20 protein-coding genes are annotated in these 23,090 nt (G+C 57.8%); 15 read left to right on the top strand and 5 right to left on the bottom strand.

The window, feature by feature from the left end; all coding sequences use genetic code 11:
* Window positions 1–89: 89 nt before the first annotated feature.
* The 13 genes from AC2FIR_RS17515 to mtnA all read left to right on the top strand — a co-directional run bounded on the left by AC2FIR_RS17515 (window position 90) and on the right by mtnA (window position 16,066).
* Complete coding sequence (locus tag AC2FIR_RS17515) at window positions 90–896, top strand: gamma-glutamylcyclotransferase family protein (protein ID WP_496747119.1); 807 nt, start codon at window positions 90–92, stop codon at window positions 894–896.
* Window positions 897–916: 20 nt separating this feature from the next.
* The gene (locus AC2FIR_RS17510) at window positions 917–1,627 is read left to right on the top strand and encodes an MBL fold metallo-hydrolase (protein ID WP_480914538.1); all 711 of its coding nucleotides are present in this window, start codon (window positions 917–919) and stop codon (window positions 1,625–1,627) included.
* A gap of 103 nt (window positions 1,628–1,730) precedes the next feature.
* The gene (locus AC2FIR_RS17505; protein ID WP_496747122.1) at window positions 1,731–3,461 is read left to right on the top strand and encodes a hypothetical protein; all 1,731 of its coding nucleotides are present in this window, start codon (window positions 1,731–1,733) and stop codon (window positions 3,459–3,461) included.
* Between the two features lie 151 nt (window positions 3,462–3,612).
* Window positions 3,613–6,015: a GcvT family protein gene (locus AC2FIR_RS17500; RefSeq protein ID WP_496762801.1), complete on the top strand. Its 2,403-nt coding sequence runs from the start codon at window positions 3,613–3,615 to the stop codon at window positions 6,013–6,015.
* Between the two features lie 4 nt (window positions 6,016–6,019).
* On the top strand, window positions 6,020–7,570 hold the full coding sequence (locus AC2FIR_RS17495; RefSeq protein ID WP_496747125.1) for a trimethylamine methyltransferase family protein: 1,551 nt from the start codon (window positions 6,020–6,022) through the stop codon (window positions 7,568–7,570).
* Complete coding sequence (locus tag AC2FIR_RS17490; protein ID WP_170808161.1) at window positions 7,571–8,245, top strand: TetR/AcrR family transcriptional regulator; 675 nt, start codon at window positions 7,571–7,573, stop codon at window positions 8,243–8,245.
* The gene (locus AC2FIR_RS17485; RefSeq protein WP_496762799.1) at window positions 8,242–9,492 is read left to right on the top strand and encodes a sarcosine oxidase subunit beta family protein; all 1,251 of its coding nucleotides are present in this window, start codon (window positions 8,242–8,244) and stop codon (window positions 9,490–9,492) included. Before AC2FIR_RS17490 ends, AC2FIR_RS17485 begins: the two co-directional genes overlap by 4 nt.
* Before the next feature lie 9 nt (window positions 9,493–9,501).
* Window positions 9,502–9,768 carry a sarcosine oxidase subunit delta gene (locus AC2FIR_RS17480; protein WP_480914547.1) on the top strand — a complete coding sequence of 89 codons (267 nt, stop codon included), beginning with the start codon at window positions 9,502–9,504 and terminating at the stop codon, window positions 9,766–9,768.
* Window positions 9,765–12,563 (top strand): 2Fe-2S iron-sulfur cluster-binding protein, encoded by a 2,799-nt coding sequence (locus AC2FIR_RS17475; RefSeq protein WP_496747130.1) that lies wholly within the window; start codon window positions 9,765–9,767, stop codon window positions 12,561–12,563. The genes AC2FIR_RS17480 and AC2FIR_RS17475 overlap by 4 nt, the downstream gene beginning before the upstream one ends.
* Window positions 12,556–13,065 (top strand): hypothetical protein, encoded by a 510-nt coding sequence (locus AC2FIR_RS17470; RefSeq protein ID WP_496762797.1) that lies wholly within the window; start codon window positions 12,556–12,558, stop codon window positions 13,063–13,065. The genes AC2FIR_RS17475 and AC2FIR_RS17470 overlap by 8 nt, the downstream gene beginning before the upstream one ends.
* Window positions 13,066–13,334: 269 nt before the next feature.
* Window positions 13,335–13,835 (top strand): methylenetetrahydrofolate reductase C-terminal domain-containing protein, encoded by a 501-nt coding sequence (locus tag AC2FIR_RS17465; protein ID WP_496747134.1) that lies wholly within the window; start codon window positions 13,335–13,337, stop codon window positions 13,833–13,835.
* A complete protein-coding gene (locus AC2FIR_RS17460; RefSeq protein ID WP_170619776.1) occupies window positions 13,832–14,818 on the top strand; it encodes a methylenetetrahydrofolate reductase in 987 nt (328 codons plus the stop codon). Before AC2FIR_RS17465 ends, AC2FIR_RS17460 begins: the two co-directional genes overlap by 4 nt.
* A gap of 144 nt (window positions 14,819–14,962) precedes the next feature.
* Entirely contained in the window at window positions 14,963–16,066 is a 1,104-nt protein-coding gene (gene mtnA, locus AC2FIR_RS17455; protein ID WP_496747135.1) for an S-methyl-5-thioribose-1-phosphate isomerase, read from the top strand.
* Between the two features lie 108 nt (window positions 16,067–16,174).
* On the opposite strand, the gene AC2FIR_RS17450 is transcribed toward mtnA, so the two are convergent.
* From AC2FIR_RS17450 to AC2FIR_RS17435, 4 genes are all read right to left on the bottom strand, one after another.
* Complete coding sequence (locus tag AC2FIR_RS17450) at window positions 16,175–16,414, bottom strand: hypothetical protein (RefSeq protein ID WP_170682419.1); 240 nt, start codon at window positions 16,412–16,414, stop codon at window positions 16,175–16,177.
* 149 nt (window positions 16,415–16,563) lie between these two features.
* Window positions 16,564–17,358, bottom strand: a complete 795-nt coding sequence (locus AC2FIR_RS17445) for a metal ABC transporter permease (protein ID WP_170613936.1) — start codon at window positions 17,356–17,358, stop codon at window positions 16,564–16,566.
* On the bottom strand, window positions 17,358–18,092 hold the full coding sequence (locus AC2FIR_RS17440) for an ATP-binding cassette domain-containing protein (protein ID WP_170682418.1): 735 nt from the start codon (window positions 18,090–18,092) through the stop codon (window positions 17,358–17,360). Before AC2FIR_RS17440 ends, AC2FIR_RS17445 begins: the two co-directional genes overlap by 1 nt.
* Window positions 18,089–18,601: a transcriptional repressor gene (locus AC2FIR_RS17435; protein WP_170613938.1), complete on the bottom strand. Its 513-nt coding sequence runs from the start codon at window positions 18,599–18,601 to the stop codon at window positions 18,089–18,091. The genes AC2FIR_RS17440 and AC2FIR_RS17435 overlap by 4 nt, the downstream gene beginning before the upstream one ends.
* A gap of 57 nt (window positions 18,602–18,658) precedes the next feature.
* On the opposite strand from AC2FIR_RS17435, the gene AC2FIR_RS17430 reads away from it, so the two are divergent.
* Both AC2FIR_RS17430 and AC2FIR_RS17425 read left to right on the top strand, forming a co-directional pair.
* The gene (locus AC2FIR_RS17430) at window positions 18,659–19,684 is read left to right on the top strand and encodes a zinc ABC transporter substrate-binding protein (RefSeq protein WP_496747140.1); all 1,026 of its coding nucleotides are present in this window, start codon (window positions 18,659–18,661) and stop codon (window positions 19,682–19,684) included.
* 203 nt (window positions 19,685–19,887) lie between these two features.
* A complete protein-coding gene (locus tag AC2FIR_RS17425; RefSeq protein WP_496747142.1) occupies window positions 19,888–21,837 on the top strand; it encodes a C1 family peptidase in 1,950 nt (649 codons plus the stop codon).
* Between the two features lie 31 nt (window positions 21,838–21,868).
* Here AC2FIR_RS17425 and AC2FIR_RS17420 read toward each other — a convergent pair whose 3' ends face one another.
* Window positions 21,869–22,924: a helix-turn-helix domain-containing protein gene (locus tag AC2FIR_RS17420; RefSeq protein WP_496747144.1), complete on the bottom strand. Its 1,056-nt coding sequence runs from the start codon at window positions 22,922–22,924 to the stop codon at window positions 21,869–21,871.
* Window positions 22,925–23,090: the final 166 nt, after the last annotated feature.

Here is a 23,090-nt window from a genome sequence, read left to right as displayed (position 1 = left end):
AAGACTACAAGGAACTGTTTAAAAAAACTGTGACACAGACGCGGGCTCCTGCATTATTACACAGGATGAAATTAAGATAGAGCATAACCTTGATTAACTATTTTGGATACGGCTCTAATATGAATTTTACTTCATTAAGAGCCAAAGGCGTCACACCTTCGGCGTCCCGTGCGGCGACGCTCAGGGGGTGGCGTTTGACGTTCAATGTCGAGCATTTCTTTCGCCACGAAGGGGGCGTTGGAAATATCGAACACACCGGAAACCCACAGGACCGGGTTCTGGGCGTTCTGCATTGCTGCAACGAGGCCGACCTTGCAGCGCTCGACCAGATGGAAGCCTATGGCGTGGGGTATGACCGGACTGTGGTCGACATCGAAACTGTTCAGGGGACCGAGCAGGCGCTGGCCTATGTTGGCTTGCCGGATTTTGTCAACGACGCCTGCCTGCCAACACGCCGTTATCTGAACATTCTGGCGCGCGGGGCGTCCGAGGCCGGCATTGACCCGGAATACATTGCGGCGCTGAACCGGCATCCGGTTCTTCAGCCACCGGTCCTGCCCGCCTTTGACCCGGGACCTGTTCCCTGTGTCATTGACCACACCGGGCTTGCCCGGCACCTGACGGTGCTGGCGGGATCTGTCTTTGACATGACGAATGCGCGTCCGGCGCAATCTATCGGGAAGGACTGGTTCGGCGGCAGGGAAGTCACGGTGTTTTTGCTCAAGCGACTGGACACCAGCGACGGGACCGAATGTCTCGAAGATATCCTGAACGACCGGCTGCGACCGGACCAGAAAGACTGTCTGAACACCTATCTGCACGCCTTTGCGGATGAGTATCAGTATGCAGGTCAATTCGACTATACTTCCCTGCCAGCCGAAAAAAGGCTAGGATAGGGCTTTTTAAGGGGGGAATTATGGGCCATCTGGCAGCGTCTCCGCATGGAGTCATCTCGGAACCTTTGCCTGACATATTTTTCGTCACCGGCACACGAGAGATGCATTTCAATGACATTGACTGGCAGTTCAGCCGGAACATGACGATAGTTCGCGAAGGTGACAGGCTGATATTGTTCAATGCGGTCAGGCTTTCCGATGACGGGTTGAAGGCGCTGGAGCAGTTGGGCCGGATTACCGACGTCGTTCAGGTCGGTGGTTTGCACGGAGCCGACGATGCCTTTTACCGGGACACATTTGGCGCGACCTACTGGGCCCAGCCCGGTGCCGGTCAGGAAGGCGTTCCGGTGGATCGTGAACTGGTCGAAGGCGGCGAACTGCCGGTATCAGACGCGCAGCTTTTTACCTTCAAGACCACCAAGACCCCCGAATGCATTTTTAGGCTCGATCGGGACGGCGGTGTAATGATCGCGTGCGACGCATTGCAGAACTATCTGAACCCTGACGAATTCTTCAGTAAGGATTCTGCCGAAATGATGGAAGGCATGGGGTTTTTTACACCGGCCAATGTCGGCCCGGTCTGGATGCAGGTGTCTGAACCTCAGGCCGAAGATTTTCAGCGCTTGTCGGCTCTGGAATTCCGGCACGTTTTCTGTGGCCACGGTGCGCCGGTGTTGGGTGGCGCGTCTGACGCCTACAAGGCGACTTTCAAGCGGCTTTTTGAATTTTGACTAAAGTGAGCGTGTGCAAACGGCACGCGCGCATCCTTTTACTTTTGGCCCGCCCCTCGGGAGCGTGCCCAAGACCTATTGTTTGTTCACAGAGGAATTCGTCATGACGAGCGCAAATTGGAAAGCAAATCCGTCTTCCGATCAGTGGAATGATCCAAACAACTGGGACACAGATCAGATACCGACTGGAAACGCCCAGTTCGGAGGTTCCTCTCATACCGCGATAACCTTCACTCCTGATTCAATGGCTCAGATCGAGTGTCTTGAGTTTTCGGAACAGTCGGATGCCTATTCATTCACAATCCGGGATCTTGCCAAGCAGCCCGCGCTGACGATCACCGGGCGCGGCATCGTCAATCAATCGCTCAATACCCAAAGCTTCATCGTGGCGTCCTTTGGAACCTACAACCAACCTCAGCTGAAGTTCACCGGTTCTGCATCCGCTGGCGAGGGGCCGGTCAGTTTTTACGCAGGCCCTCCGTCGCTGGAAACGACCTACGGGGGCGGCACGATCGCCTTTCATGACGACGCCGATGCCGGGGCCGCGTACTTCACCCTCAGAACCGGGAAAGTGCCCCCTCCGGACAGAAACAGCAGTCTTGGTGGCACAGTAAAATTCAGCGAACGTGCCCGCGCGGGAACCGCGACCTTTTCGATTTTTGGAACTCTGGGCAGCGACGGGGATACCTTTGCCAATGCCGTGTTTCATCAGGCGGCATCTGCGGATCGGGGCACTTTCATCAATCACGGTGGCACTGTCCCGGGCGGTGATGGCGGCAACACGCAGTTTTACGACTATTCGACCGCCGGACAGGCGACCTACCTGAATTTTGGCGGCACCGCAGTGGATGCGGACTGGCATGGGGCCAATGGCGGTGACGTCGCTTTTGACGGCTGCGCGACAGGCGGGCAGGGAAAGTTCAACAACTACCCGGCTACAATCGACGGTGCGCATGGCGGCGTGACCAGTTTCAACAACAACCCCAACTATCCTGCGATGGACAATCCCGGCGCATCAGCGGGCGACGGGACCTATATCAACTATGGTGCAACAAAAGACTGGCCCGGAGGCGGCGGGCATACCGAATTCACAGCGCGCTACGGTTATGCCACAGCCGCCAACGCAACCATTGTGAATTTCGGAAGTGCCGTAAACCGCAACTCGGGCGCGGGGCATACGATCTTTTCAATCAAACCCCCGAACGAATTCTTTTCCAGTGCCGGTAAGGCGACAATCTGGAACCACCCCGGTCAGGTTGGCGGCTATACGATATTTGAATCTTCCTACGGCACCGGCGCGCCAAATCTTCCACCGACCGCAGAAACTGCGATCTTTCACAATCTGGGCGGCAATGAACCGGGTCAGGAGGGCGGATATACCTCGTTCACGGATGTGGGCACCGCAGCCAGTGCCACTTTGATTGCTTATGCCGGGGCGCGCGGCGGCGATGGTGGTCAGGTCCTGTTTTCCGACAAATCTACCGGAGGCTCGGCAACGGTTCAGTTGATCGGCAATGGCGTGCTCGACCTCAGCGGACATGATGGCGGTCTTGGTATCGGACAACTGGATTTGACCAATGGCATACTGAAGGTCCAGCTTGGTACGAACCCCACAACGCTCAGTGTTTCCGGGGCCGTAAACGTAAATCGTTCCCCGGTAACGTTGGTTTTTTCCTTCCCTCGCGGCCATGGTCTGAAAAACGGGGTTGAGTACCCCGTTCTTCAGGCTCCGAACATGGCTGAACTGGATGTGGCGCAATTCGTTGGAAATGCCATAGATGGCAATTCACCGACATTTGTGATCACCGGTGACACCCTGAAGGTATCCTACTAGGCCGCGTCCGAGTTTAAGCGGGCTTGTGCCCGAAGGGTACCTTGCAGAAAACACTGGACAGAGCTGTCTATTGATGCTGTTCTCTAATGGACAGTTATGAACAGTACTGTGCCTGTCCGGATCAAAAGCACTCAGGGAAGGAAATGGACCGATGAAGTCACACTATCGTGCGGTCGTTATTGGTGGCGGCGTTGTCGGCGCGTCTGTTTTGTACCATCTGGCCAAATTCGGCTGGAAAGATGTCTGTCTGATCGAGCGGAACATTTTGACCGCGGGCTCAAGCTGGCACGCCGCAGGCGGCTTTCACGCCCTGAATGCGGACCCTAATATCGCTGCATTGCAGGCCTATACGATCGACCTGCTGTCCGAAATCGAAAAGGAATCCGGACAATCCGTCGGGATGCACATGACTGGTGGCCTCACCCTGGCCGGAACACCCGACCGATGGGAATGGTTGCAATCGGCGTATCGGACATTTCAGGCCATCGGCATCGACGACGTGCGTCTCGTGTCGCCCAAAGAGGCCAAAGAACTGTGCCCGATCATGTCCGATCACGGGATTCTGGGCGGCATGTGGGCCGAGCGCGAAGGATATATCGACACCACCGGCACGGTCCATGCCTATGCGGGCGCGGCCAGGAAGCACGGTGCAGAAGTCATAGAACACAACCGAGTTCTGGAATTGAACCAGACCCAGGGCGGATGGGAGGTTGTGACCGAAAAGGGGACGATCCACGCCGAACATGTTGTCAACGCCGCGGGCCTGTGGGCCAAGCAGGTGGGTCGCATGGCCGGTATCGAACTGCCGGTCTCGCCGCTGAACCATCATTACCTGATCTCCGACACGATCCCGGCCGTCGAGAAGCTGGAACGAGAACTGCCGTTGGTCGTGGATCTCGAGGGCTTTACTTACATGCGGCAGGATCAGAACGGCATCCTGCTGGGCATTTACGAGATCGATCACGAACACTGGATGATGGACGGCGCGCCCTGGGAATACGGATTCGAGTTGCAGCAGGAGGACCCGGATCGGATTGAAAAAGAACTGACGCTGGGTTTTGAGCGTTTCCCGGATCTTCAGCATGTGGGCGTCAAAACATGGGTGAACGGCGCCTTTACCTTTTCACCGGACGGCAACCCCCTGGTCGGTCCGGTACGCGGCAAGCCCGGCTACTGGTGTGCCTGCGCGGTGATGGCAGGTTTTCTGCAAGGCGGCGGCGTCGGGAAGTCGCTGGCCGAATGGATGATCCATGGCGAGCCCGAGGCGGATGTCTTTGGCATGGATGTCGCGCGCTACGGGCCATTTGCCGAGAACAAACAATACATCAAGGAAACCACCGGTCAGTTTTACACCCGGCGGTTTGTGATGACCTATCCGAACGAACAATTGCCGGCCGGCCGGCCGCTGAAAATGGCGCCTGCCTATTCGGACATGACCGAAGCGGGCTGCCAGTGGGGCGCCAGTTGGGGACTTGAGGTTCCGCTGTACTTCGCCCCCGCCAAGGATTTTGCAGAAACACCAACCCTAAAACGATCCAACGCATTCGATCTCGTGGCCGAGGAGTGTAAAGCCGTTCGAGAAACCGTCGGGCTGCTGGACATCTCCGGATTCTCGCGTTTCGAAATCTCGGGTCCCAATGCAGAAGCCTGGCTGGACAATCTGATGGCCAGCAAGTTGCCTGGACCCGGACGGGCAAGACTGGCCCCAATGCTGTCCTCCGAAGGCAAGCTGAAAGGTGATTTGACAGTCTTCAACTGGGGCGACGGCACATGGTGGATCATGGGCAGCTACTACCTGCGCGAATGGCACATGCGCTGGTTCAATACCTACCTGACCGATGGTGTCACGATCCGCGACATTGCCGATGATATTGTTGGGTTCAGCCTGTCTGGGCCAAACAGCCGCAAGGTTCTGGAAAAACTGACGGTTGGCCCTATCGGCGACCTTCGGTTTATGGGGTGCGGTACGTTCGATATCGGACTGATCCGCGCCAAAGTCGGCCGACTTTCAGTAGCGGGAGAGCTGGGATACGAAATCCACTGTCGAGCGGCTGAACACATCGCTCTGCGAAAAACCCTTCTAAAGGCCGGAGCGGATCTGGGCATACGTGAAGTTGGTTTCAACGCGTTGCTGTCACTGCGGCTGGAAAAGAGTTTTGGCATCTGGTCGGCCGAGTTTACGCAGGCGTACACGCCCGCGCAAACGGGAATGGATCGCTGGATCGACTGGTCCAAATCGTTCATCGGAAAGTCCGCGGCCGAAGCGGAACGCACGGCCACACCGGATCAGGTCATCGTCACGGTTGAGATCGACAGTCAGGATGCGGATGCCAGCGGTTATGAACCTGTTTGGAAAGATGGCAGGCGCGTGGGCTTTGTCACATCGGGTGGATACGGGCACACAGTACGGAAATCGCTGGCAATGGCCATGGTGGATCGGGAATGTGCCGAGGAAGGGACCAAGTTGCAGATCCATGTGGTGGGCGTTGAAAAAACGGCGCGTGTGATCGCCGCATCGCCCTATGATCCCCAAGGTCTGGCGATGAGAGGGTGATGCGATGAACCCAGAAAACAACAGCCCGGGTGGCAGGCGCAGGGGACGCGCCGGCGAGACCGTCAGGACCCCGGCGCGCGATGTGAACTACCGCCAGCTCAAAAACCCGTTTCCGGCGATGGACGTGTTTTCGGCAGATGAGATTGCGAACATGCACGCAACTGCCCTGCGATTGCTGGAAGAGCTGGGCATAAAAGTTCTGTTGCCCGAGGCCCGGGCTATTTTCGCGAAAGGCGGTGCCCGCGTCGATGAGGACACCGAAATGGTGAATATCGGACGCGACATGGTCGACGCGGCGCTGGCAACGGCGCCAAAGTCCATCACCTGCCGCGCGGGGGCGCGACACCGGGATGTGACACTGGAGCTTGGCAGCCTTGTATTTCAAGCCGGGGCAGGGGCACCCAACGCGACCGACCTCGAACGGGGGCGGCGTGCGGGTTCGGCGCGGGACTACAGGGAATACACGCAGATCAACCATCACTTCGATGTGTTTCAGATGCTATCACCCTCGGTCGAACCTCAGGATGTGCCGACCCATCTGCGGCACTATTTCACGACCGAAGTTCAACTGACGCTGTCAGACAAGTTTCCGTTCCTGTTTTCCCGTGGCACACCGCAGGCAATGGACAATTTTGAGATGCTGAGGAACTTTCGGGGTCTGTCGGACGATGAATTCCTTGCCACGCCACATGCATACACGATCATAAACACCAATAGTCCCCGTACACTCGACATCCCGATGGCGCAGGGTCTGATCGATTTTGCCCGACACGGGCAACTTTCGATTGTCACGCCCTTCACGCTGATGGGTGCGATGGCTCCGATCACGGTGGCCGGGGCGATTACGCTCAGCCATGCCGAGGCGCTGGCGGCGATCACGCTGACCCAGCTGGCCCGTCCGGGTGCGCCGGTCTGCTACGGCACGTTCACGTCCAATGTCGACATGAAATCCGGGGCGCCCGCCTTTGGGACACCTGCGCATTTTCACGCCTCGCTCGCGGCCGGGCAGCTGGCGCGTTTCATAGGTTTGCCCTGGCGTTCCGCTGCCGGTTCAGCGTCCAATCTGAACGACGTGCAGGCGGCAAACGAAAACCAGTTTGGCCTGTGGGGATGCCTGATGGCCGGGGCAACGGTGATCATTCATTCTGCAGGATGGCTCGAAGGTGGGCTCAGTGTTTCCTACGAAAAACTCATCACCGACGCCGAGGTCCTGAACATGGTGGCCGAACTTTGCGCCGGGCGGGCAGCGGGGGCCGATGAAATCGGGCTGGATTCGGCACTGTCGCAGGTAGAGCCGTGTGGTCACTTCTTTGCCGCGCCGCAGACAATGGAGCGTTACAACACCGAATTCTACGAGCCGATTGTGCACGACTATGCCAATTTCGGCACCTGGAGCGAACGCGGCTCAGTTGACGCCTCGGCGCGGGCGACCAAGGTCTGGAAAGATATTCTTGCTGCAGACAAAAGACCCGATTTGGATGGTGCACGGGTCGAAAACCTGAAACAGTTCATCGCAAAGCGCACGGCGGAAGGCGGTGCACCGCCGGAGAGTTGAATGAACAAGCGTGCCCAACCAATTTTAAACCGGGATGACCCGGAAAAGGACCCGCTGGTCGGAAACATCAAGGTCACGCGTGAAGACTGGCTGAACCTGTCGCGCGACGTTCTGGTTCACGAAGGTGTTGCCGAGCTGAAGATACTGTCTCTGGCCCGTCGGCTTGGGGTCTCGCGATCCAGCTTTTACTGGTACTTCGAGGACAGGGCCGATCTTCTGGCAAAGCTTCTGGAGGAGTGGGAGGCGCGGAACACGCAAACGATCGTAACCCACTGCGCAAAACCCGCGCCAGATATCTGTGCTGCGGTTTGCAATTTCTTCCGCTGCTTTGTGACCTCGGATCTGTTCGATCAGGGGCTGGATTTTGCGGTGCGGGAATGGGCGCGCCGGGACGATCAGGTCAATGCTCTGATCGACGCCGCCGATAAAACCCGACTGGCCGCCATAACCGAAATGTACGCGCGCCACGGCTACGACGCAGGTGACGCAGATGCGCGGGCCCGCATCCTGTATTTCATGCAGATCGGATACCACGCGGCAGAAATGCGCGAAACCATGGAGGTGCGAGTCAGCCGGATCGAAGGGTTCCTGAAGGGTTTTACCGGAAAGGAACCTTCAGCTGAGTTGATTCAGAGTTTCGTGGCCTATTCACTGGCAATGGATAAGAAAGAATGACGCGGTATTCGGCATTTCAGGTTTTTCGCGAAGGTTTGCGCGGTCAGAAAGGCTGGGCCAAAGCCTGGCGGTCTGCCACGCTGAAACCAGCCTATGATGCGGTGATCATCGGCGGTGGCGGGCACGGGTTGGCAACCGCCTACTACCTTGCCAAAAACCACGGGATGACCAATGTCGCCGTACTTGAAAAAGGCTGGCTTGGCGGCGGCAATACCGGGCGGAACACCACCGCGATCCGCTCCAACTACTTTTATCCCGAAAGCGCCGCGCTTTATGATTTTTCGGTCCGGTTGTACGAACGCCTGTCCAAAGAGCTGAACTACAACGTCATGTTCTCGCAACGCGGTATGCTTGTGACCGCCCATTCCGAGCATGACATGGAAATGGCCGCGCGGCAGTACAACGCCATGCGTCTGAATGGCATAGATGCCGAGCTGCTGAGCCGGGAAGAGATCCGCAAGCGGGTTCCTGTTCTGAACTTCCGGGACGATGCGCGTTACCCCATTCATGGTGGTGTCAATCAGCCGCGTGGCGGAACCGGTCGACACGACGCGGTTGCCTGGGGATATGCGCGCGCGGCCGACCAATTGGGCGTAGACATCATTCAGAACTGCGAAGTGCAAGGCTTTGTGATGGAAGCCGGGCGTTGCGTCAGTGTGCAGACGTCATTGGGTGAAGTGCGCGCGGGCGTGATTGGCGCTTCTGTGGCCGGGCATTCGTCTGTTCTGGGGCAACTTGCCGGGTACAAGTTGCCTATCCATTCCTATGCGCTGCAGGCGTTTGTGTCCGAGCCGTTGAAACCGGTTCTGGATACCGTTGTGCTATGTCCGGCTCTGGGAACTTATGTCAGCCAATCCGACAAGGGCGGGCTGGTGGTCGGCGGCGGGCTGGACCGTGTGCCGTCCTACGGTCAACGCGGCAACCTGCCGATGCAGGAAGTCATTTTGGGCGGGCTGGCCGAGATGATGCCGGCGCTGGCCAAGGTAAAACTTCTGCGCCATTGGGCCGGGATCGTCGACGTGACGCCCGACAGTTCTCCGATTATCGGGCCCTCGGGTGTGGATGGCATCTATCTCAATTGCGGCTGGGGTACGGGCGGCTTCAAGGCGATCCCGGCGGGCGGATATCTGCTGGCACATCTGATGGCCACGGGCGGCCATCACGAGATCAGCCGCTCCTTTGACATCAGCCGTTTCGCAACAGGCGCGCTTGTGGATGAAAGCGCGGCCTCTGGCATTCCGCACTAGGAGGTTGAATTGCAGATATTTCCCTGTCCCTTTTGCGGTCCCCGGGACGAGCGCGAATTTCACTTTGCAGCCGAGGCGGGAAAAACCCGCCCGGATACCAGCGGCGCGGTTTCCGATGCGGAATGGGCAGACTATCTGCACATGCACCGCAACGATAAAGGAGTGGTCCGGGAAATCTGGATGCACACAACCTGCGCCGAGGTGTTCCTGTTGGAGCGTGACAGTGTGACGATGGATGTCCTGGGCTCGACCCCTCTCAGAAAGGTCGCGCCATGACGTCATTTCGCACTACTTCGGGCGGGCTGATTGATCGGACCCGGCCGCTGAATTTCACATTCGATGGCAAACCCTATCAGGGATTTGCTGGCGACACTTTGGCTTCGGCGCTGATGGCCAGCGGCGTGCGTGTGATGGGGCGCAGTTTCAAGTACCATCGTCCGCGCGGTGTCTGGAGCGCCTGGGTGGATGAGCCCAACGCGATCATGACAGTCACCCTGAACGGCCGCGAACTGCCCAACTGCCTGGCCACAACCACGCCTCTTGAGGAGGGGATGCGGGTCCGCGCGGTCAATGCCTGGCCAACGGCACAGTTCGACATCAAGGGCGGCCTTGATTTCTTTCACCGTTGGCTGTCTGCCGGGTTCTACTACAAGACCTTCATCTGGCCTGACTGGCATCTGTTTGAACCATCGATCCGGAAAATGGCCGGATTGGGCGCAGTGTCGACGGACGTTTTCGACGATTATTCCTCGGACAAAACTCATGCGCATTGCGACACGCTGGTTGTGGGCGCGGGCCCGGCAGGGCTGGTCGCTGCCCGCACTGCCGCTGAGGCCGGGCAGGACGTCGTTCTGGTCGATGATCATCCGGAAACCGGCGGCAGCGCCTATCAGTTCGAGGCGATTGAATCCGGGGTGCCGGTAGAATGGGTTACATCGCAAAGAATGGCCATCGAGTTGGCAGGCGGGCGCATCCTGACATCGACCACAGCTTTTGGGGTCTATGATCACGGTTTGGTTGGGCTGGTTGAAAACGGCCCTTTCGGCACCGCTCCGCGCCTATGGCGGATGAGGGCAGGGCGCGTCATTCTGGCCAGCGGGGCTTTGGACCGGCCGATAACGTTTGCCAACAATGACCGGCCGGGCGTGATGTCGCTGATGGGCGCGGCCGAGTATCTTGCGCGGTATGGTGTTCTGGCAGGGCGGGAGGTTGCGGTTCTCAGCAATCACTCATTGGCCGATCCGATCATTGCCAAGCTCAAGGACACCGGGGCGCGGGTCGTCCAAATCGACCCTTCGACGGGACCGGTCAAAGTTTCTGGCGGCAAGTCTCTGAAATCAATCTTTGCAGGTGACAGAACCTATCCGGTCGATACCGTGCTGAGCTCAGGCGGGTTGACGCCGCTGGTGCATCTGTGGCGGCACGCTGGGGGTAAACTGGATTGGTGCGCCACGCGGCAGACCTTCCTGCCTGGTGCCGCACCTGGCGGGATGGTCGCAATCGGCGCGGCCAACGGCACCTACGATCTGAACGCAGCGCTGGATGAGGCAAGTGCGGCCGGTCGGGGCGAAACTACAACACGTCCGGACACCACTATTATCCTTAACCCGTTGTGGCCAACACCCGGCTCGAAAGGGCGCCAGTGGATCGATTTTCAGCATGATGTCACGCTCAAAGACGTGGAACTTGCCGCCCGCGAAAACTTTGTCTCGGTCGAGCATCTGAAACGCTACACGACACTTGGGATGGCGTCGGATCAGGGCAAGACATCAAACATGGCCGGGCTTGCGGCCATGGCAGCCATTCAGGACCGGCCAATCCCCGAGGTTGGCACCACAACCTTCCGTCCCCCTTTTGTGCCTGTCCCGATAGAGACCTACCATGGGGCGCGAACCAACGAACTTTGCAATCCGCTGAAACGCTTGCCGCTGGAACCGCAGCACCGCGCGCTTGACGCGGCGCTTTGTGAATATGGCGGGTGGCTACGCCCGGGATGGTACGGCAACGGAACGCCGGAACAGTTGATCCGTGCCGAGGCAGTGCGCACACGCGAGAGCGCGGGCATTCTCGATGGCTCTCCCTTGGGTAAGATCGAGGTGATGGGCCCGGATGCCGAAGCCTTTGTGAATTTCATCTTTTATAACACCATCAAAACACTCAAACCCGGTGCAATCCGCTACGGATTCATGCTGACCGAAGGCGGCATCGTTTATGATGACGGGGTGATCTCGCGGTTGGATCAGAACCGGTTTGTGATTTCCTGCTCGTCCAGCCACGTGGACAGCGTGCGCATGCACCTGGAATCCTGGCGTCAGGATGGCAACGACCCCGATCGTATTTTTGTGCACGACATGACCCATCAATATGTCACGGTTACGGTCACCGGGCCCAAAGCCCGGGAAATCCTGACCGTTCTCGATCTGGGTATTGATCTGTCCGCTCAGGCGTTCCCGCACATGACCTTTCGGGAAGGGAGCTTCAATGACGCCTCTGTTCGGGTGTCACGTGTCAGTTTCACCGGCGACCTCAGCTATGAAATCTCGGTCCCTGCATCGTCTGGGCGCAGCCTGTGGCAGGCCGCAGTTGAGGCGGCTGCGCCATTCGGCGCCGCCCCTGTCGGCATCGAGGCAATCTCGGTCCTGCGAGCCGAAAAAGGCTATATCATGATCGGCAAGGACACGGATGGAGAGACCATGCCGCACGATCTGGGTTATCCCATCCCCCGGGAAAAGAAGAAAACCCCGTTTGTCGGGGACCGCAGCCTTCACACCGCGACGGCCAACCGTTTGGACCGCAAGACACTGGTCGGCCTGACCGTTCCGGCGGGCGAACCGGCCATTCCGACCGGCGCGCATGTGGTGACCGGTGACACACCACCCCGCTCGCTGGGTTACGTGACATCAAGCTATGACAGCCCCAGTGTCGGCGCGCCGATTGCATTGGGGTTGATGGAAAGCGGTGCGGAACGAACAGGCGAAATGATCGACATCTGGCACGACGGCCAGCGACGCAAGGCGACGTTGTGCGCGCCTTGCTTCTACGACCCGGAAGGGGAGCGTCTGAATGCGTGACGACCGGAACAAATGGGCCCCCGCCGGGTTATACGGGCAAGTGATTGATTTGGGGTCAACCGCTATGTCCCGAGTGCGTCTCGAACGCCAGACCCTGATGTCCGGCCCCGACCTTGCATCGCGGTCGGTGCCCCCGTGCACCGGCTGGCCTGATGTTGTGGCAGATGACGTCTACACCATCGCCCTGCGTCGCGACAGATTGCTTGAGGTCAACGGAGCAGACCGACAGGATGGCTGGCACGAAGAACAGAACATGGCTGTTTCTGACGTTTCGCACACCTATTCGGTTTTTGACCTGAGTGGGCCGGGGGCGATGGAGTTGCTACAGCGCGGAACCGAAATCCGGCTTGATCAGCCATCAAAAAGCGCGGTCCGTCGATTTTTCGGGTTCGAGGTCATTCTTTACCGCGTTCAATCGGAAACCCGGTTTCGCCTGCATATCGCAAATGCACACGACCACGCTTTGTGTGAGTTTCTTACCAAAGCGGCCAATGCATTCTGACAGTACCTGTGTCGCGAACGAAGGCCCGTTTCGGGCAGATGAATGGTCGTTCGGTTGATCAGCGAGTGGGGCAAAAACCCACGTTTGGCTTGACTTGGCTTCCCCAAGCAGGAACCGTTAAGTCAGAGGGGTTTATCGGGCTCGGTGGGCATTCCGCTATCTGACCCGCCAGCTTCCGCAGGAGGGCCAGGAACATGTATCGCCTTCGTCTATTTTCGGTCCGGCATTCGGGTACATTTGAAAAAATTTACAAGTACGTGGAAAGGGCGATGGTTGCGCTTGACCCGCTGTTCGACCGGATCGGATATCACCGGGTGGAAAAACCTGTTGCGCTGGTTGAACGGGGTGTGAAATCGCTGCTGTTTGATTGCCGCATGTGCGGTCAATGCGTTTTGTCATCGACCGGTATGTCTTGCCCCATGAATTGCCCGAAACAGTTGCGCAACGGCCCCTGCGGCGGGGTCCGGCCCGGCGAATACTGCGAAGTGAAACCGGACATGAAATGCGTCTGGGCATTGGCCTGGAATGGGGCGAGCCGGATGAGCAGCGGTGCGGCACAGATCAACGAGGTTTTGCCTCCGGTCGAGCACACCTTGCAAGGGACGTCTTCGTGGCTGCGGGTCAGTCGGGAAAAAGCAATGCGTGCGCGGGATCAACGTGACCTGGCCAAACAAGCCCTGGCGCAGTCCTTCCCCGAGGCCCGGTCGATGGAGCCGGTTGCCGCACCTTTGGCGCAGGAACCCGAAAATATCGGGAGCGGTAAGAAATGACGGGTCATATCGAAGCGCTGGACACTCATTCATCCCGTTCCGCACTTCCGGAAGGATTTGTCTCACACAGTCGTCTGGAAAAAGTCCTGCGGTCTGGCCGGTTTGCTGTCACGGCCGAATTGAATCCTCCGGACAGCGCCGATCCGTCCGATGTCTACGATGCCGCCCAGCCGCTCAGCGAGGTTGCCGACGCCATCAACGCAACGGACGCTTCAGGTGCCAACTGCCACATGTCCTCGATCGGCATATCCGCGTTGCTGACACGGGCCGGGTACTCTCCCGTCTATCAGATATCCTGCCGTGATCGTAACCGTATCGCAATTCAGGGCGATGTGCTGGGCGCTGCCGCGCTTGGTGTCAGCAACGTCCTTTGCCTGACGGGCGACGGGGTCGGTGCAGGGGATCAGCCCGGCGCGAAACCGGTTTTTGACTTTGATTCGCTGACGTTGCTGCGCACCATCCGCTCGATGCGGGACAACGGAACATTTCTGTCGGGGCGCAAAATAACCGCGCCGCCGCAGATGTTTCTGGGCGCAGCCGAGAACCCATGTATTCCCCCGTATGAATGGCGTCCAAACCGATTGGCCAAAAAGATCACTGCCGGGGCGGATTTCATCCAGACCAACTACATTTTCGACATGCCGTTGTTCGAATCTTTCATGTCTCGTGTCCGGGACGAAGGATTGGACAAGAAAGTGTTCATTCTGGCGGGGGTCGGCCCGCTGGCATCGGCCCGAGCGGCCCGCTGGATGCGCAACAACGTGCCCGGGATTCATATCCCGGACGCGGTCATCGAACGGCTTGAAAAAGCGGACAATCCCAGCGAGGAAGGCAAAAGGATCTGCATTGAACTGCTTCAGCAGGTACAGCAGATCAGGGGCGTCGCGGGGGCGCATGTCATGGCTTATCGACGCGAACATATGGTTGCCGATATCATTCGCGAAGCCGGAGTTCTGCACGCCCGCCGCAGGACCAACCGATGACACCGGCGCCCGCGTCCAAGCGCAGCAAACTTGGATTGTGGCAAAGAATTTGAATATCATTAGAGTATTGAACAACAAAACTGAAAGACAGCGGCGCTGGCTGTGTGCGCCTTTGGTGGTCTAATTCAAGGGAAGGTCTGCATTATGAAAATTGACGGCAAGCATTACCGCTCGCTCTGGTTCAACACAGAAAAGGATGTGCTGGAGATCATTGATCAGCGATGGCTGCCGCACAAGCTGGTGATCCGGCCTGTCGACACCATGGATGCCTTTTGCACTGCAATCGTGGAAATGAGCGTGCGTGGCGCGCCTTTGATCGGAGCGACCGCCGCATACGGCATGGCGCTGCAAATGCGGCTGGACCCATCGGATGCGGCAATGGATCAGGCCTGGGAAACGCTGCACGCCACACGACCGACCGCGATCAACCTTCGGTGGGCGTTGGACCGGTGCCGTACGGCTATGCGTCAGTTGGCCCCGTCTGACCGGGCGGCAGCGGCATTGCAAATGGCCCATGACATTGCGGACGAAGATGTCGAGATCAATCGGATGATCGGTGTCCACGGACTTGAACTGATCCGCGACATTGCAGCGAAGAAGCCCGAAGGCGAACCGGTCCGCCTGCTGACCCACTGCAACGCCGGCTGGTTGGCGACGGTCGATTGGGGCACCGCCACCAGCCCGATGTATCACGCCTTTGATGCGGGTATTCCCATCCATGTGTGGGCCGATGAAACCCGGCCGCGCAACCAGGGTGCACTGACATCATGGGAACTGGGCAACCACGGCGTGCCGCACACCTATATTGTCGACAACGCAGGCGGGCACCTGATGCAGCACGGGCAGGTCGACATGGTCATTGTCGGCACCGACCGGACCACCCGCCGCGGCGATGTCTGCAACAAAATCGGAACCTATCTCAAGGCGTTGGCCGCCCATGACAACAATGTGCCTTTCTATGTGGCTCTGCCGTCGCCGACCATTGACTGGACAGTCAGTGACGGCGTTCGCGAAATCCCGATCGAGAAACGCGATTCGCGCGAAGTTACGCATATCTGGGGCAGGGACGATGCGAACGAGATTTCTTCGGTGCAAGTGACGCCTGACGGAACAGAAGGCATGGATTTTGCGTTCGACGTCACACCCGCGCGGCTTGTCACGGGGCTGATCACCGAACGTGGCGTATTCGAAGCTTCAGAGGAAAGTCTGGCAGCGGGGTTCCCCGAGATGCAGCGCGGCGCTGCCTGATCTGGTACGGCACAGAACAGATCAAATAGTTATTTAGCGAAACGCTGGTGCACTTGCAGCCCGCCTAACTATGGCGGGCTAGATGCTTTCGAAGGCGAAATTCAGGCTTTAGAAGAAAATGAATTCATCCACGTGGAACGGATGAAACGCCTGAGCTTTGCCTGTGCTGATGCCATTCGCTTTGGCCTGGTGAGGGGCGGCTTCCTGCGCCCTTGCTGCCCGGATACGTGCCCGCTCAAGCTCTGCCCAAAGAAAAAACAGGCCCTCACGTTTCCCTACCAGGGATTCCGGCACCAAGCGCCGCGATTTTTTGACTTTCTGCTCGATTTTTGCCTCCGGGCTTTGCACCCCTTTTGCACATTTCTAACAATGCGGCAAAATTTGGGCAACGAAATTCCCGGAGGACGTCGAGTTATGCGCTGATATATGCCCGGAAAGCCTACTTTCCGTTCATATCCTGCCACCCACATTACGTTTTGACAGTGTATGAACCGAGGCTAGTTTGCCCTGTTCACCATGTTCGTCACGCTTGTTGCCGCGAAGAGCAAGGCAGCCACACAAACGATTGTTGGCCCGGCAGGCGTATCGAATTCCAGGGCAGCGCGTAGCCCCCCAATAACCGATAAGGTGCCGATCACGGCAGCTATCACCGCCATGCTTTCAGGCGTACGGGCCAGAGGCCGGGCTGCTGCCGAAGGGATGATCAGCATTGCGCCGATAAGCAACACGCCAACAACCTTGATGGCAACTGCAACCGTGACAGCCAGCGCCAGCGTGAGAAACAACTGCTCTCGTCTTGGGTCAATACCGCTTGCATAAGCCAGATCGGTGTTGAGGGTCGCCGTCAGCAATGCCGACCAGCGCCACGAAATCAACAGAACAACCAGCGCCGCACCGCCCCAGATCACAGCCAGATCACCGCGTGATACGGCCAAAATATCGCCAAACAGATAGGCCATCAGGTCTATTCGCACCCCTGACAGAAACGAAACTGCGACCAGACCGAAGGCAAGTGCGGAATGGGCCAGTACCCCCAACAAGGTGTCCATCGTGTATCCGCGCCCGGACAGGAACGTCACAGTCAGCGCTAGTAGAAGCGCAACGGCAGTCGCGCCTGCAAAGATCGACACCTGAAAAGAAAGGGACAAGGCAACCCCCAGAATTGCGGCATGGGCGGTTGCATCGCCGAAATAGGCCATGCGCCGCCAGACCACAAAAGAACCCAAAGGTGCCGCTGCGCACGCTACACCAACCCCGGCCAGCGTGGCGCGCGTCAAAAAATCATCCAGCATTACTCGGCAGCCTCCTTCGAAGCGTGATCATGACCATGGTCGTGGTCATGGCGATACAGTGCCAGTGCACCACCTGTCCCCGAACCGAACAGGGCCCGGTATTCCGGCGCGGTTGCCACCGTTGCAGGCGTACCTTCGCAACAGACGTGGCCGTTCAGGCATATGACACGGTCCGAGGCGCTCATGACCACGTGTAGATCGTGGCTGATCATCAGTACGGCGCATCCGGTCTCGGCACGGGTGGCTTCGATCTGTTGATAAAACGCTGCAGAACCCGGTTGATCGAGCCCCTGAGTCGCCTCGTCCAGCAACAGCAACTCGGGCTGGTTCAGCAAAGCCCGCGCCAGCAGGACGCGCTGGAACTGCCCACCGGACAGTTGTGACATTTGCTGCCCCGAAAGATCGGGAACGCCCGCACGTTTCAGCGCTTGTCTGCAGGCCGATCGATCAACCGCGCCCGGAAGACGCATGAACCGTTCCACCGTGATCGGAAGCGTAGGGTCGATATGCAGCCGCTGCGGCACATAACCCAGCCTCAGCCCGGGTTTCAGCCGTACACGGCCAGTCGAAGCACGCGTCGCCCCGATCAGGGACCGCAGCAGGCTTGTCTTTCCAGATCCGTTTGGCCCGACTATCGTGACGATCTCACCCGGATTTATCGACAGGTTCACATCGCGCAGCACGGTTTTTGCGCCGTAGCGGATGCTGAGGCCTTCAATGGTTGCGAGACTCATGAATTTTCTTTCCCAACGCAGGTCGGGCACAGGCCTTCTACTTCGATGATGGTACGTTCAATCCGGAATCCGGATGTCTTGGCAGCTTCTCCCAATGCCCCTTTTTCGGGGGTGGATTGTGCCTCGGCGACTATTTCGCAGTTTCGGCAGATCATGAAGGCAGGGGCGTGCGCTTCGCCGGGATGGGCGCAGGCAACGAACGCGTTCAGTCGTTCGATTTTGTGAACGAATCCATGCTCAACCAGAAAATCCAGCGCACGATACGCGACCGGTGGTTGAGATCCGAAACCCGCCTCGCGCAGCCTTTCAAGGATCGCATAGGCGCCAAGCGCCTTGTGGTCTTCCAGCAGCACTTGCAACACCTTGCGTCGAACGGGTGTAAAGCGAAGGTTCTCTTTCTCGCAACGCGCATCTGCCGACGCAATCGCGTCGGTAACGCAGGCCGAATGGTCATGCTGTTCGAACCCGACGCTGACGGCTTCCTCGCGGTTCTGCAAGTCACTTGTCATGTTATTACATATCGTATAATTGAGCGATTAATGTTATACAATCACATAGGGAACCCCATGTCCAGAAAGCTTCTTTCCCTGTCCATCAGCGCAACCTTGTTTGGAAGTGTGGCGTGGGCTGATACACCGAATGTCGCAGTTGATATCGCGCCCGTGCATTCACTGGTCGCTCGGGTAATGGATGGTGTCGGCAGCCCGGTTCTGATTGTTCAACCCGGAGCTTCGCCGCACGAATACTCCCTGCGCCCGTCGGACGCTGCTGCACTGCAAGACGCGGACTTGGTGTTTTGGGTCGGAGAAGACCTGACACCCTGGTTGGAAGGGGCAATCGAAACGCTTTCGGAAAACGCAGAAGTGACATCCCTGATGGAGGCTGAGGGCACGGTCGAACTGGAGCTTCGCGAGAGCGCGTTGTTCGAGGCACATGACCATGAAGCACATGCCGACTCGGACAATCACGATCACGATGACCACAATGATCATGAAAACCATGATGAACATGATGACGATCATGCCGAAGAAAAAGACCATGACGACCACGATCATGATGATCATGCTGAACACGATCATGGGTCACACGACACTCATGTCTGGCTGTCACCCGAGAACGCGGCAATCTGGCTGAACCTGATCGCCGGAAAACTCTCAGCCGCTGATCCGGACAATGCAAGTGCCTATTTCTCGAACGCTGTGGCGGCACGGGAAGAAATCGAAGCCCTGAAAACCGAGATCAACGAGATATTGGAACCGGCGCGCGGGAAAGAGTTCATTGTCTTCCATGATGCCTACCAATATTTCGAAGTTGCCTTCGATATTCCGGCCGCCGGGGCAATTTCGCTTTCTGATGCCTCCGATCCCAGCCCGGCACGGATCGCCGAGATTCAGGGCCGCATTCGTGCGGAGGGCATCGACTGTGTGCTGACCGAACCTCAGTTCGACCCCAGACTGGTCCAGACGGTTCTGGACGGGACCGAGGCCAATACCGGCGTCAGCGACCCGATCGGCGCAAATATCGAACCGGGCCCCTCGTTTTACCCTCAACTCCTTCGTAATCTGGCAACCACCCTTTCCGATTGCCTTTAACCATCCGGCCTGCATTCCCCTGAAATCGGAGTGCAGGCCGAAACCTCGCAAGGAAACCGTTCGGTTGACCGGCGGATTCATTTGAATCCGCCGATTTTCAGCGCAACGCTTTTCGCGCTGCAACTCCTCGGCTACACTTCTCTCATTTATAACGAGTATTTTCCGCTGTCCCGGCATTCATTTGTTTTTTGAGAGGAAAAGTCATGAGCAAACGTCCCACAAAGTCGCGGAAGTCAAAGTCTGGCGGAAAGTCCAGCTTGCCAAAAGCGCTTGCTGCGGCTCCGCGGCTTGGCAACCGCGTGCTGAACGCTCACAGGGATATGACTGACCTGCGGGACAGAGCATATAAGCCAACATTGCGACAGCTTCGCCTGACGATGGATCCGCCGCATCCCGATCTAAGCCCCATACGGGATCAGGGACGGGAAGGGGCTTGTACCGGGTTTGCCCTGTCCAGTGCGATCACCCTGATGAACCGGCAGCGCCACGCACGGATTGATCCGTCCGCCCAGGTCCCGATGGCCAGTGCACGCATGCTGTATGAGATGGCCAAGATCAACGATGAATGGCCCGGGGAAGACTACGAAGGGTCCAGCATCCGTGCGGCCTTGAAGGGGTTTTACCACAACGGCGTTTGCAGCGATGAAACCGCACCGTACCACGACGGTGACTCCGGCTGGCACCTGACTGTTGAGCACGCCAAGGAGGCCCGCAACCTTGGACTGGGCGCATATTATCGCATGCGCCCGGAAATTATCGACTACCACGCCGCTTTGAATGAGGTCGGCGTCATCTACGTGTCCGCGCGGATTCACCGGGGATGGCGAAATCCGGCGGATGGCGAAATCGAACCTTCATATTTCAGTGAGGGCGGGCACGCCTTCATTATCGTCGGCTACAACGAACGCGGGTTTCTGATCCAAAATTCATGGGGCGAGGACTGGGGAGGTTTCGATGGCAGTCCGGGAATTGCCCTGTGGATGTATGAAGACTGGTCCGCCACCATTATGGATGCCTGGGTGTTGCGCCTGGCGGTTCCGACGCCGGACGCCTTTGACCTGACAATCAGCAATCCTTCACCGCAATCTCGAACCCTGTTCGGTTCACAGGAAGTCCGCGCACCCCGGCACGAAGACATCATCGGACACATCATCCATCTCGATGACGGTCAGCTTAGGGAAACCGGGAAATACCCGACACCGATGACGACCATACAGGAGACTGCGGACTTTCTGTCCGACGAAGCCGCAACGGCTGAGCGTGGGTACGAACACCTGTTATTCTATGCGCATGGCGGCCTGAACAACGCCAACGCCTCGGCCAATCGCGTCCGGAAAATGAAGGAAGTGTTCAAGCGCAACGGAATCTACCCCATCCACTTCATGTGGGAGACCGGTTTTTTTGAATCGCTCACAGATGTCGTCTTTTCGTCGCGCAGTAGGGCCGAGGCTCGGGTCGGCGGCCTGTCGGATTTCTTTGATACCGCCCTGGAATCCTTTGCCCGCAAACCGGGAACAGCTGTATGGCGCGACATGAAATGGGACGCCCGGGAGAGCTTTAGGGCCGGGGGCGGCGGGCGCAAAGCTGTCAAGGCACTTCTAAAGGGCAACGCGCAGCGCTCTAAGCCCCTTCAGATCCATTTTGTGGGTCACAGTGCGGGTTCGATACTTCTGGCGCATATGCTGGATGCCATGGACAAAATGAACCCTCTCGACACCCCGGTTGCATCATGTTCCCTGATGGCTCCGGCCTGCACCGTCGATCTGTTCAAGAAAAGCTATCACCCCAGAATACGCAAAGCCGGAGTAGCCAGCGGTGTCACAAACCTTTGGCAGTATAATCTGATTGATCAGCGCGAACAGGATGACAGTGTCGGGCCCTATCGGAAATCCCTGCTGTATTTCGTGTCCAATGCATTTGAAGACCAAAAGGAAATGCCGATCCTGGGCATGGACAAGTTCGGCAAAAAGGTTCCCGGTAAGAAAGGCTACAAAGTGCACTTTGCCGGGCGTGCATCATCTGTAACGGACAGTCACACCCATGGCGGATTCGACAATGATCGCAAGACAATGAACGATATTCTCAAAAATATCCTTGGAAAAAAACCGTCACCGGCGACTGGGTTCCAGCCCAGCGACCTTGTCGGTTACTGACATGCGCTCTGCTTAGAACGCAAACGTCAGTTCAATAAGCGACCGAGGACGGAAACTTGGCCAATGCGGCGGTCCCTGAACTGTGGTGTTTCACCGGTCCAGGCAGGCATCCGGAGAACCGCTGTTCCCGGACCTTTTCCGGAGTGTTGTTGTACATTGTCCGAAAGGACCGACCCAGGGACGTGATCGACGAAAACCCGGTCGCGGCAGATATTTCTCGCAATGACATGTCCGTATTGCGCAGCAGGCTGTTTGCACGCTCCAGCCTCAGCGCCCTGTACGTGCATAGCAGCTTGGTTCCTGTTTTGCTCAGAAACCTTCGCTGAAGCTGCCTGGTCGACGTACCCAGTACGGTCGAGATATCAGGGATTTTCAGCGGCTCTTCAATGTGGGTCAGCATGGTGTCCACGGCCTGCCTGACCAGTGGGTCTGCGCCCGACCGTTGTATAAGCCGGATTGCCAGTTGGCTTTGGTATTGTGGTCCCGACTCCGTCAGACCGATATAGTCGCGCAGGGATTCCGCAATGTAGGCCCCGTGATCAAGCGACACGAATTCCGACATCAGCCGCAGTGAGCTGAGCCGGGTCGAAGCACTGTGCATGCGACCTGTCGAAGCAAGATGCGTATCGGTTCCGCATTGCCGCAACCCGTTTTCCTGCGCTGCGGCGACAAAGTTTGAATGGACAGCGGCGTCTGTCTTGTCGGCCCGTCCCATCTGCGCCAGCAGCAGAACGGCGCCGCCAACCAGAATTGTTCTTGGTGCCAGGCTAAACACCTGCGAGGTCCAGTTGCGCTCGCGCGAGGAGAGTTTCCAGTTTTTGTGAATATCCCCCCAGAAAACCGCGGTCCGTCCGGCCCAGTACAAGGGTGTCCCGGCGCTTTCGACGGCGACACGCCGGATGTTTACCTTATAGGAGTGCCCCTCGATCAGATCGTTCAATGCGTCGTAGAATTCGACGATCATATCGGTGGATGGCAGTGAACCCGTTTCCTTTACGAAAACGTCAACTTCATGAACCTTCAGAGCCTTGAGCGCGGCCGGCTCAGCCAGTTCGCTGCTGGCGTTTTTAGGGATATAGTGCTTCATCTCAATAACAGTGACCTGCTTTCAATTTGTGCACCGGAGTGTGGCTGCGGAGGTGGCTAAATGGTGCCCCCGCCGGATGTTTCCGGCGAGGGGTATTATCTTTCACTCAGCGGCTTCTTCGTATTCTGACATTGGAGGGCATGTGCAGATGAGGTTTCTGTCGCCG

The organism is Ruegeria sp. CDSB136, assembly GCF_059610965.1.
Note: the sequence above shows the minus strand (reverse complement) of the source record. Positions and strands in the feature narration are given on the sequence as shown.